11 protein-coding genes are annotated in these 10,514 nt (G+C 67.3%); 2 read left to right on the plus strand and 9 right to left on the minus strand.

The window, feature by feature from the left end; genetic code table 11:
• Positions 1–6: 6 nt before the first annotated feature.
• Genes PUN71_RS03640 through PUN71_RS03650 form a run of 3 tightly spaced genes read right to left on the minus strand, consistent with a single transcriptional unit; the run spans position 7 to position 2,488 of the window.
• The gene (locus tag PUN71_RS03640) at positions 7–435 is read right to left on the minus strand and encodes an HIT family protein (RefSeq protein ID WP_043453448.1); all 429 of its coding nucleotides are present in this window, start codon (positions 433–435) and stop codon (positions 7–9) included.
• Positions 432–1,598, minus strand: coding sequence for an NAD(P)-dependent alcohol dehydrogenase (locus PUN71_RS03645; protein WP_277797382.1), 1,167 nt, complete (start codon positions 1,596–1,598; stop codon positions 432–434). Before PUN71_RS03645 ends, PUN71_RS03640 begins: the two co-directional genes overlap by 4 nt.
• On the minus strand, positions 1,595–2,488 hold the full coding sequence (locus PUN71_RS03650) for a sulfurtransferase (RefSeq protein ID WP_277797383.1): 894 nt from the start codon (positions 2,486–2,488) through the stop codon (positions 1,595–1,597). Before PUN71_RS03650 ends, PUN71_RS03645 begins: the two co-directional genes overlap by 4 nt.
• 72 nt (positions 2,489–2,560) lie before the next feature.
• Between PUN71_RS03650 and PUN71_RS03655 the strand changes: the two genes are divergently transcribed.
• Complete coding sequence (locus PUN71_RS03655) at positions 2,561–3,667, plus strand: PLP-dependent cysteine synthase family protein (RefSeq protein WP_277797384.1); 1,107 nt, start codon at positions 2,561–2,563, stop codon at positions 3,665–3,667.
• 15 nt (positions 3,668–3,682) lie between these two features.
• Here the strand turns inward: PUN71_RS03655 and PUN71_RS03660 are convergent, their stop codons facing one another.
• Positions 3,683–4,339 (minus strand): MBL fold metallo-hydrolase, encoded by a 657-nt coding sequence (locus tag PUN71_RS03660; RefSeq protein WP_277797385.1) that lies wholly within the window; start codon positions 4,337–4,339, stop codon positions 3,683–3,685.
• 90 nt (positions 4,340–4,429) lie between these two features.
• Here PUN71_RS03660 and PUN71_RS03665 point away from each other — a divergent pair, with 90 nt between their 5' ends.
• The gene (locus tag PUN71_RS03665) at positions 4,430–4,891 is read left to right on the plus strand and encodes a Fur family transcriptional regulator (protein WP_043453458.1); all 462 of its coding nucleotides are present in this window, start codon (positions 4,430–4,432) and stop codon (positions 4,889–4,891) included.
• Here PUN71_RS03665 and PUN71_RS03670 read toward each other — a convergent pair.
• The 5 genes from PUN71_RS03670 to PUN71_RS03690 all read right to left on the minus strand — a co-directional run bounded on the left by PUN71_RS03670 (position 4,869) and on the right by PUN71_RS03690 (position 10,089).
• On the minus strand, positions 4,869–5,753 hold the full coding sequence (locus PUN71_RS03670; RefSeq protein ID WP_043453460.1) for a metal ABC transporter permease: 885 nt from the start codon (positions 5,751–5,753) through the stop codon (positions 4,869–4,871). The two genes, PUN71_RS03665 and PUN71_RS03670, sit on opposite strands and share 23 nt — an antisense overlap.
• Positions 5,753–6,568 (minus strand): metal ABC transporter ATP-binding protein, encoded by an 816-nt coding sequence (locus PUN71_RS03675; RefSeq protein WP_277797386.1) that lies wholly within the window; start codon positions 6,566–6,568, stop codon positions 5,753–5,755. The genes PUN71_RS03670 and PUN71_RS03675 overlap by 1 nt, the downstream gene beginning before the upstream one ends.
• Positions 6,565–7,545, minus strand: a complete 981-nt coding sequence (locus tag PUN71_RS03680) for a metal ABC transporter solute-binding protein, Zn/Mn family (protein ID WP_277797387.1) — start codon at positions 7,543–7,545, stop codon at positions 6,565–6,567. Before PUN71_RS03680 ends, PUN71_RS03675 begins: the two co-directional genes overlap by 4 nt.
• Positions 7,546–7,687: 142 nt before the next feature.
• On the minus strand, positions 7,688–8,758 hold the full coding sequence (locus PUN71_RS03685) for a hemolysin family protein (protein ID WP_277797388.1): 1,071 nt from the start codon (positions 8,756–8,758) through the stop codon (positions 7,688–7,690).
• On the minus strand, positions 8,755–10,089 hold the full coding sequence (locus tag PUN71_RS03690) for a hemolysin family protein (protein WP_043453470.1): 1,335 nt from the start codon (positions 10,087–10,089) through the stop codon (positions 8,755–8,757). Before PUN71_RS03690 ends, PUN71_RS03685 begins: the two co-directional genes overlap by 4 nt.
• Between the last annotated feature and the right edge of the window lie 425 nt (positions 10,090–10,514).

Here is a 10,514-nt window from a genome sequence, read left to right on the forward strand (position 1 = left end):
CGTCGGCTAGGACGCGGGAACGAACTCCGCGTACCCGGCAGCGCGCAGGCCCTCGCGCAGTTTTTCCGCGTTGCCGTCCAGGACGGCCGGGTCCGGGTTCTGGTCGGCAGAGCCAAAGTCGAAGTCGGCCATGCTGCGGGACGGCCACACGTGGACGTGCAGGTGGTTGACTTCGTAGCCCGCCACGATCAGGCCGGCCCGCCGGGCACCGAAGATGTCCACCTGGACGGCGCCGATGCGGCGCGCCACTTCCATGACCTTGGCGAGGGTCTCCGGCCGGGCATCCGTCCAGCGGTCCACTTCCTCGGTGGGAACAACGAGGGTGTGCCCGTCGGCCAGGGGCCCGGTGGTCAGGAACGCCGAAACGTCGTCCTCGCGCCACACGAAGCGGCCGGGAATCTCGCCCTTCAGGATTTTCGTGAACAGGGTGCTCATGCGTCTGCCTCCTCGGCTGCTGCCTGCAGCGTGCTGGCGTCCAGCACGAACCGGTACTTTACGTCTCCAGCGACCATCCGGTCGTAGGCCTCATTCAGTGACCCTGCGGCCACGATCTCGATATCAGCCGCCACGCCGTGCTCGGCGCAGAAATCCAGCATCTCCTGTGTTTCGGCGATGCCGCCGATCAGCGATCCGGCATAGGCGATCCTGCGGCGGATGAGGGCACCCGGGTTGACCGGCGGCATGGCTTCTGACGGCAGCCCCAGCTGGAACAGTGCGCCGTCCACGCGCAGGGTGCGGAAGAAGGGGTTCAGGTCGTGCGGGGCCGCCACGGTGTCGATGATGAGGTCGATGGTGCGGTTCGCGGCAGCCATGGCCGCCTCATCGCGGGACAGGACCACCTCGTCGGCCCCCAGGTCCAGGGCCGCCGCAACCTTGGATTCGGACGTGGTGAACACCACCACCTTCGCGCCCATGGCCTTGGCCAGCTTGACGGCCATGTGGCCCAGCCCGCCCAGGCCCACCACGCCCACCACATCGCCCTCCCCGGCGTCGAAGTGCCGAAGCGGCGAATAGGTGGTGACGCCGGCACACAGCAGGGGCGCAGCGGCGGCCGGATCCAGCGACTCCGGGACCCGGAGGACATAGCGGCGGTCCACCACGATGGACGACGAATAACCGCCCTGGGTAATGGTGTCCCCGTTCCGCCGGTCCCTCGCGCCGTAGGTGCCGGTCATGCCTTGCTCGCAGTACTGCTCAAGGCCGTCCAGGCAGCTTTCACACTCGCGGCAGGAGTCCACCATGCAGCCGACGCCCACGCGGTCGCCCACCGCGAACTCGGTGACGTTGGCTCCTGTCCTGCTGACGGTTCCCACGATTTCGTGGCCGGGAACCAGCGGGTAGGCCTGGCCGCCCCACTCACCGCGGGTGGCGTGGACGTCGGAGTGGCAGAGCCCGCAGAAGTCGATGGCGATTTCAACATCGTCGGGTTTGGGGGCGCGGCGGGCCAGGGTGAGCGGTACCAGCCCGCTGTCGCCGGACGCAGCACCCCAGGCGGCGGCAAGCACGCCTTCGTCCGGCGCGGGCCGGGCGGGTGTGGGATCAGCGGCAGGAGCAATGGGTTTGGCAAGCGGCGGCGGTACGGGGCGTCCTGGTGTCATAGTGCGACGCTACCCCCGCGTCCCGCGGAGTTTCCAGCCGGCGCTGCGGCCTCCCCCGGTTCCGGACCTGTAGCCACTGGAAGGCCGGGACGGTTGGACCATTCCGAGAAGGAACCGGGATAGAGCGCGGCCTGGAAGCCGGCGAGTTCCAGTGCCGCCACCTCGTGAGCCGCGGTGACACCCGACCCGCAGTACACGGCAACGGGCTGCCCGGGTCGTGCACCCAGGGATTCGAACTTCCGGCGCAGCTCCGCGGGCGGCAGGAAGCGTCCGCCGCTGTCCACGTTTCCGGTGGTGGGGGCGCTGACGGCCCCGGGGATGTGGCCGGCGCGGGGGTCCACCGGCTCGACGTCGCCGCGGTACCTCTCCCCCGCCCTCGCGTCGAGCAGGAGGCCGGCATGCGGCCACTCTGCAGCGGCAGCGGCGTCGACCACGGCCAACCGCCCACTGCCCAGTTCCACGTCACCGGGGGCTGGGTTGACGCCACCCCGTTCCAGCGGCAGGCCGGCGGCACGCCAGGCGGCCAGGCCGCCGTCGAGCAGGCATGCCCCGCTGAGGCCGGCGTCGCGCAGCATCCACCACAGCCTCGCCGCCGCCATGTTGGCGTTGTCATCGTAGGCCACCACGACGTCGCCGTTCCTGATGCCCCACCGGCGGGCCGATTCCTGGAACTGTGCCGCGGGCGGCAGCGGGTGGCGGCCCCGGTCCGGGACCGTTGGATCCGAGAGCTCCGTGGCCAGGTCCACGAACACCGCGCCGGGCAGGTGCCCCGCAAGGTAGTGTTCGTGGCCGTGCGGGTCCCCCAGCACCCAGCGCACATCCAGCAGCACGGTCCGGTGCCCGGCCGCGAGCCTGGCCTCCAGGTCAGTAACGTCCATCAGCGGCTTCATCGCTCCCCTTCCAGGTCCTTCAGCCAACGGCTCCTACTCTAGACGGGCCCGGGCCGCGGGTAGGCTGGATTGGTGACGATCAAGGGCAGCGCCGGGAACAACAGGGCGGACCGCGGGTGGGCCGACCAAGCCATCCGCACCATCAAGGCGGAAAACAACCGTTCTGCTGACACCCACCTCTACTCGGTGCCCCTGCCGGAGCACTGGGGCATCCGGCTGTACCTGAAAGACGAGTCGACGCACCGCTCCGGCAGCCTGAAGCACCGGCTGGCCAGGTCCCTGTTCCTGTTCGGACTGGTTAACGGGTGGATCGGCCGGGACACCACCATCGTCGAAGCCTCCAGCGGCAGCACGGCCGTGTCGGAGGCGTACTTCGCCCAACTGCTGGGGCTGCCCTTTGTCGCCGTGATGGCACGCACCACCAGTCCGGAGAAGATCGCCTTGATCGAGAAGTTCGGCGGCTCCTGCCTGCTGGTGGAAAACGCCTCGGACGTCTACGCCGTGGCCGAAGACGTCGCTGCCACGTGCAACGGGCACTATATGGACCAGTTCACCTACGCCGAACGGGCCACCGACTGGCGCGGCAACAACAACATCGCCGAATCCATCTTCGGCCAGCTCAGCCTGGAACAGCACCCCGTGCCGGACTGGATCGTGGTGGGCGCCGGCACCGGCGGGACCAGCGCCACCATCGGCCGCTACCTGCGCTACCACAGCCATCCCACCAGGTTGCTGGTGGTGGACCCGGAGAATTCAGCGTTCTACCCGGGCTGGCTGGGCGAATCCGGGGGCCGGCCCACGGGCCGCCCGTCCCGGATCGAGGGCATTGGGCGGGCACGGATGGAGCCGAGCTTCATTCCCACGGTGATCGACCGGATGGTCCAGGTGCCGGATGCGGCGTCCGTAGCTGCCATGCGGCATCTGGACGCTTTCGCGGGTCTGCATGCCGGCCCTTCCACCGGCACCAACCTCTGGGGTGTCTGGCAGACGATTGCCGCGATGGTGTCGGACGGCAGCCGGGGCAGCGTCGTTTCGCTGATGTGCGACGGCGGCGAACGGTACGCGGGGAACTACTGGAACCAGGAGTGGCTGGCTTCCCAGGGGCTGGATCCGGCGCCATACCAGGCAGTGATCTCCCGCTTCCTGGACACCGGCGAATGGACCGGGGCGGCAGGCTAGGCCCGGAGGTCCGGCCTAGACCTCCACCGATTCCCGGGGAGCCAGGTGCCGGTACTCGGTGCCGTAGGTGGCACCGATCCGTTTGACGTGCCCTTCCACGATGCCCAGGCCGTTGTCATTGAGCAGGCCGTCGTGGATCTGGAAAGCGCGGGGCGCCCGGACGCCGATCACGAAGTCGACCACCTCGGCGGACTTGCTCCACGGCGCGTGCAGCGGCACCAGGAGCGTCTGGACCTCGATGCCATCAGGAATGATGAACGAATCCCCGGGGTGGTACACGTTCCCGTCCACCAGGAATCCGATGTTGGCCACCACCGGGATCTGGGGATGGATCAGCGCGTGCTGCCCGCCGAAGCTGCGGATGTCGAAGCCCGCGGCCTGGAAGGCCTGGCCGGGTTCCACGGTGTGGATCCGGCCGGCAGCATCCGGAGCTTCCGCCCGCAACTGGGCGGCCACGCCCGCCGGAGCATGGAGTTCCAGGTCGTGGTTGTTGTCGAGGGCGTCCACCACGGCCGTGGTATCGAGGTGGTCGGGGTGTTCGTGGGTCACCAGGACAGCCTGCGCCCCGGCCAGTGCCTCTGCTGATTCGGAGAACGTGCCGGGATCAAGGACCAGGACCCCGCCTTCCTTCTCGAGCCGGACACAGGCATGGGTGTATTTGGTCAGCTTCATAGCGCCAGCCTAGGGTCCGCCCGGGAACGCTGTCCACGACGCTCCGGCTGGTAATCTTGATGTTTGCCCCCCACGGAAGCGAGTTCGTCCATGCCGATCGGCGTCAAGGCTGATTCCGCCGTCCCGTCCCCGGCAGGTGGCGGCAAGGAACAGCGCGTTACCAAGCAGCGCAAGGCCGTCAGTGCGGCCCTGGACGATCTTGACGACTTTGTCAGCACGCAGGAGCTGTACCGGATCCTGCAGAACCAAGGTGTCTCCGTTTCGCTGGCTACGGCGTACCGGATCCTGCAGTCACTCGCCGATGAAGGCCTGGTGGACGTGCTGCGCAACGGCGACGGCGAGGCGGTGTACCGCCGCTGCGCCGTAACGGCGCACCACCATCACCTGCTGTGCAGGAACTGCGGGAAAGCGGTGGAGGTGGAGGCCCCCGCCGTCGAAACGTGGGCCGTGCGCACGGCCGCGGAGCACGGGTTCACCGAGGTGGACCACACGGTGGAAATTTTTGGCCTGTGCCCGGACTGCACTGCCCTTAAGGCTGCCGGGAAGCTGTAAGCACGCGGCCATTGATTCCCCGCGAGGCCCGCACGGATCCGATGATGCGGCACACCACGTAGATCAGGAACGACAACGTGGTGACGTAGGGGCTGATCGGGATCCGTCCGCCCAGGGCCAGGAGGATTCCACCCACGGTCGCAGCGACCGCGAAGACGATGCTCAACACCACTGCCGCCACCGGCGAGGACGTGACCCGCAGCGCCGCCGCCGCGGGGGTGATCAGCAGTGCCAGCACCAGCAGGGCGCCGACCACCTGGATGGACAGCGCCACGCTGACGCCCAGGACAATCATGAAGACCACCGCGAGGGTGCGGACGGGAACGCCGCGTGCCTCGGCAAGCTCAGGGTCAACGCTGGCGAAGTTGAGCGGCCGCCAGATGGCCAGCAGGACCAGCACCACCACGACGGCGGTCCCGGCCAGCGCCTGCAGCTGGACGGTGTCCACGGAGACGATTTGACCGGTCAGTAATCCGAACTTGTTGGCCGCCCGGCCCTGGTACAGCGACAGGAACAGGATGCCGAGCCCCAGGCCGAACGGCATGATCACCCCAATGATGGAGTTCTTGTCCCTTGCGCGGACGCCCATCAGGCCGAGCAGCAGGGCCGCCGCCACGGAGCCGATGAGCGAGCCGAACACCACATCCGCGCCGACCAGCAGGGCAAAGGCGGCACCCGCGAAGGAGAGCTCCGAAATGCCGTGGACGGCGAAGGCCAGGTCGCGCTTCATGACAAAGGTGCCAACCAGTCCCCCGAGGAGCCCCAGGATGGCGCCGGCCCAAATGGAGTTCTGGACCAGGACCAGCAGCTCGCCGTAGTTGTCGAAGTTGAAGATGGCACCCAGGATGCTGTCTGCGTCCACTACGCGGCCTCCCCTGCCAGCGCCTCGGCGTGGGAGTGGTGGTGCGTGGTGGCGTCGGGCAGGCCGACGACGACGATCCTGCCGTTGGCGTGGATCACCTCGACGTTGCTGCCGTAGAGGTCCGAGAGCACTTCCGTGGTCATGACCTCCTCCGGCGTCCCCACCCGGAAGCGGCCGCCGGCCAGGTACAGGACCCGGTCCACGTAGTCGATGACCGGGTTGATTTCGTGCGTGACGAAGACGACGGCGGTGTCGTGTTCGCGGCGCTGCTTGTCGATCAGGGCGCTGACCGCCTGCTGGTGGTGCAGGTCGAGTGACAGCAGCGGTTCATCGCAAAGCAGTACCTGGGGGTCTGTTGCCAGGGCCTGCGCCACGCGAAGCCGTTGCTGTTCCCCGCCGGAGAGCTGGCCCACCGGCACCTTGGCGTAGTCGGAGGCTCCTACCAGCTCCAGCAGCTGGTCCACGCGCCTGTTGGTCTTGCCCGTGGACAGCCGGACGCCCCAGCGGTGGCCGTCCACGCCCAGGGCCACCAGGTCGCGCGCCCGCATAGGCGTGTCCGGCGGAAAGGACTTTTGTTGCGGGATGTAGCCAATCAGGCTGCTGCCGCGTTCCACGGGGCGGTCCCCCAGCATTGCCTCGCCGGCCTGCAGCTTTTGCAGGCCGAGCAGGACTTTCAGGAAGCTGGTCTTGCCGCTGCCGTTGGGACCCAGCACGGCGAAGAACTCGCCGGGCTTGATGTCCAGGTCCAGGTCCTCCCACAGCGTGCGCTGGCCGAACTTAAGGCGGGCCCCTCTGAGGCTGACGACGGATTTCACCTGTTTGTCTCCAGAACCTTGCCGATGTTGTTCACATTGTCCGTCATCCACTGCAGGTAGGTCTTGCCTTCGGGCAGGGTTTCGGTGAAGTCGAGCACGGGGACCCCGGCGGTTTGCGCTGCCTTCTTCAGGGCTTCCGTCTGCGGACCTTCCGTCTGCTCGTTGTACGCCAGCAGGCGGACGGCCCGGGAACCGGACAGGTCCGTGGCTTCCTTCAGTGCGGCGGGCGGTACGTCGCTGCCTTCTTCGATGGCTGCGGTGTATTCCCGGGGGGTGGCGTTGACCAGGCCGGCATCCTCAAGCAGGTACAGCGGAACCGGCTCCGTCACCGCAACCTTGCCGCCGGCCGCCGGGCCTTTCAAGGCATCCAGCCGGGCGTGGAGATCCGAGAGGGAGGACTTGAAGGCAGCGGCGTTGGCGGTGAAGGTGGAGGCCGAGGCGGGGTCCAGGGCGGCAAGCTTGTCAGCAATGCCGTCCGCTACGCGCTCCATGGCAGGCAGGCTGTACCAGACGTGCTCGTTGAGCGCGCCGTGGTCGTGGGTGTCTGCGTCCGCCGAAGCCTGCTCCGTGGGTTCGCCGGCGGCGTGTGTTTCCTCCGGGTGGGCAAGGCCGGAGATTTCGACGGCGGTCAGCACCGAGGCGCCGTCGGGCTTGCTGCCCTCCACGAGCGTGTGGATGAAGTCGTCGTAGCCGCCGCCGTTGTCAATCACCAGCCGCGCCTTGGAAACGGCCAGCCTGTCCTGGGCCGTCGCCTCATAGGAGTGCGGGTCCTGGCCGGCGTTGTTGATGATGGAGGTGACGTTGACCTTGTCCCCGCCGATGGTCCGGGCAATGTCACCGTAGACGTTCGTCGACGCCACGACGTTGATGCCCTGCCCCTGCGCAGGGGCCTGCGACTGCTGGGGGCTGCACCCGGTGAGCAGCAGGCCAAGGCCGGCAAGGGCGGCAAGGAAGGGGCGGGCAGCGGTTCGGCGCACGAATAACCTCGGTTCACGCAGATGGGGAGGACAACATGGCAAGCCTATACCTAAATGCGAATGATTCCTATTTAGGTGCTTCTGCGCGCCCGGAGGCTGCTTGAGCGGGCACCCGTTCCCGCGGAACGGGTGCCTGCCGGAGTCAGCTGCCGTTCGGCTGCCCCAGGCGGCGGATTCCGGTTGCCTGGGTGGCGTCGCGGATTTCACCGACCAGCTGTTCAATAACGTCTTCAAGGAAGAGGACGCCGCGGGTATTCCCGTCCGGGCCGATCACGCGCGCCAAGTGGGATCCCGTGCGCTGCATGACGGACATCGCCTTTTCGATCTCGTCCCCCAGGGCCAGGTTGGCGAGGGAGCGGATGCGGCTCTCGGCAATCGGCAGCCCGTAGGCGGACTCCGGAATGGAGAGCACGTCCTTGACATGCAGGTAGCCGTAGAGCAAGTCATCGTCATCAAGCATGGGGAACCGGGAGAACCCGGTCCGGCTGACGGCTTTTTCAAACTCCACCGGCGTGGTGGACGCCGGCAGCATGACGAGCTTGTCCAGCGGCACCATGATGTCCTCCGCCGTATGCTCCGAGAATTCCAGGGCACCGGTGATCAGCCCGGCGTCGTCGTCCACCAGGCCGTGCCGGGTGGACTCCTGCACGATTGACTGCACTTCCTCCAGGGTGAAGGAGGATGTCACCTCGTCCTTGGGCTCGATCCGCATCGCTTTGAGGATGTGATTCGCCGACCAGTTCAGGACGGAGATCACGGGGTGGACCAGCCGCGAAACGAACAGCAGGGGCGGGGCCAGAAACAGCGCGGCCTTGTCCGCGACGGACACCGAGATGTTCTTGGGCACCATTTCGCCGAAGGTGACATGCAGGAAGGTCACGAGCATCAGCGCCACCGCGAACGCGGCGACGTCAGCCACCTCCGCAGGCAGGCCGACCGTCTCGATCGGGACCGCGAGCAGATGGTGGATCGCAGGTTCGGCCACCAGCAGGATCAGCAGGGAACAGACGGTGATCCCCAGCTGCGCACAGGCGAGCATCAACGAGACGTTTTCCATGGCGCGCAGGGTGGTCTGCGCGCGTTTCGACCCGGAGTCGGCGAGCGGTTCGATCTGGCTCCGGCGCGCTGACATGATGGCGAACTCGGCGGCCACGAAGAAGGCGTTGCCCAGCAGGAGGACGCCGAGCCACAGTATTCCGGCCCAGTCGCTCATGGCGTCCTCCTGTCAGGGACGTCCTGCGTCGGCGTTTCCTTTGCCGGCCGGAAGCAGATGCGGTCGATCCTGCGTCCGTCCATCCTGGTCACGCTCAGCGTTCCGCCGTTCACGGGGACGGTGTCGCCGACGGCCGCGATCCTGCCGAGCTGGCTCATGACGTAACCGCCCACAGTTTCGTAGGCAGCTTCGTCGGGAACGCTGAGGCCCGGGATTTGTTCGGAGAGCTCGTCGGGCCGGAGGAGGCCCGGGAAGTACCAGTCGCCGGAGGCGCTTTGCAGCAGGCCGGGGCGGACCTTGTCGTGTTCGTCAGCCACTTCGCCCACGATTTCCTCCACGAGGTCCTCGAGGGTGGCGATGCCGGCTGTTCCGCCGTATTCATCCAGCACTACTGCCAGCTGGAGGTTTCCCTCCCGGAGTTCGGCGAGCAGGGCATCGAGATGGATGGTCTCGGGCACGCGCAGGACTTCGGTCATGATCGCGCCTGCTTCGAGGTTCTGCCGTCGCTCCCATGGAACCGCGACGGCCTTCTTGACGTGCACCAGGCCGCGGATGTCATCTGCCGAGTCGCCGATCACCGGGAACCGCGAGTAACCGGTGCGGCGGGCGGCGTCCACGACGTCCGAGACCGGCTGGTCGGCGTCGATCGTTTCGAGCCGGATCCGCGGGGTCATGACGTCGGCCGCGGTCCGGGTGGAGAAGTTCAACGTGCGGGCGATGAAGTTGGCTGTGCCGGCGTCGAGGGTTCCCATCGCTGCGGACCTGCGGACCAGGGAGGCGAGTTCGGCAGGCGTACGCGCCCCGGAGATCTCTTCCTTGGCTTCGAGGCCGAAGACGTGCAGGACCTTGTTGGAGAATCCGTTGAGGACCAGGATGGCCGGCCTGAAAACAGCAGTGAAGACCAGCTGCGGCCTCGCCAGGGCACGGCCAACCGGGAACGCCAGCGCGATCGCCATGTTCTTGGGGACCAGCTCACCGAGGAGCATCGAAAGCAGGGTTGCCAGCACCATCGCCAGGACGAGCGCCACAGACTGCACCGCCACGCCCGGAAGTCCGACGGCGGTCAGGGGGCCTTCGAGCAGGCGGCCCACCGAGGGTTCCATGACGTAGCCGGTGAGCAGGGTGGTCAGGGTAATTCCCAGCTGGCAGCTGGACAGTTGGGTTGACAGAGATTTGAGGCAGGTGAGCAGCGCAACGGCGCCGGTGTCGCCGTCGTCAATTGCCCGCTGGACCGTGGGCTGGTCCAGCGCGATCAGGGAGAACTCGACGGCAACAAAAAATCCGGTGCCGGCGATCAGCAGCAGGCCTGCTGCGAGGAGGAGCCACTCCATTCAGCATCCCGCCCGGGGTACTGCATATGAGCGGGGAGCGGTGCCCCGGGAAGTCGAACAGCTGTTTCGTCCCGGCGGAGGATGGTCGGCTGAAACCGCTGACCGTTCCGTGCGGTGCGCGGCGTGCTCCGCCGTTGGCTGGTGATGGGCGCGTTGTCGGGGTTTGCCGGCTCTGGGGGCGGACTGCGCGGTACTTCGCTTGGAGTTCCGCTGACAGCGCCCAGGCCGGCACCTAGATTTACTGTCCATAAGAATTTCAGTCTACAGGAGCGGCCCCTGACCGGCCGCGGGGCAGCCGGTCCCGCACGCCGCATTGCCGCAGGCCGGAGCGCCCGGAGGGTCCGCCCCGCCGGACCCTTTCGGACCGCGGAAGGATGCCATTTTTGGGCCCGTGTTCGTCACTTCATGATTTGGGTCACCCTTAT

The organism is Arthrobacter sp. NQ7 (assembly GCF_029581595.2).
In the GTDB taxonomy this organism is placed as follows: Bacteria; Actinomycetota; Actinomycetes; order Actinomycetales; family Micrococcaceae; genus Arthrobacter; species Arthrobacter phenanthrenivorans_B.

What these genes read in the sequence shown, in the direction of transcription:
- PUN71_RS03645 (WP_277797382.1), bottom strand. Translation starts at nt 1,598, where the DNA reads ATGACACCAGGACGCCCCGTACCGCCGCCGCTTGCCAAACCCATTGCT.
- PUN71_RS03640 (WP_043453448.1), bottom strand. Translation starts at nt 435, where the DNA reads ATGAGCACCCTGTTCACGAAAATCCTGAAGGGCGAGATTCCCGGCCGC.
- PUN71_RS03685 (WP_277797388.1), bottom strand. Translation starts at nt 8,758, where the DNA reads ATGAGCGACTGGGCCGGAATACTGTGGCTCGGCGTCCTCCTGCTGGGC.
- PUN71_RS03690 (WP_043453470.1), bottom strand. Translation starts at nt 10,089, where the DNA reads ATGGAGTGGCTCCTCCTCGCAGCAGGCCTGCTGCTGATCGCCGGCACC.
- PUN71_RS03650 (WP_277797383.1), bottom strand. Translation starts at nt 2,488, where the DNA reads ATGAAGCCGCTGATGGACGTTACTGACCTGGAGGCCAGGCTCGCGGCC.
- PUN71_RS03660 (WP_277797385.1), bottom strand. Translation starts at nt 4,339, where the DNA reads ATGAAGCTGACCAAATACACCCATGCCTGTGTCCGGCTCGAGAAGGAA.
- PUN71_RS03665 (WP_043453458.1), top strand. Translation starts at nt 4,430, where the DNA reads ATGCCGATCGGCGTCAAGGCTGATTCCGCCGTCCCGTCCCCGGCAGGT.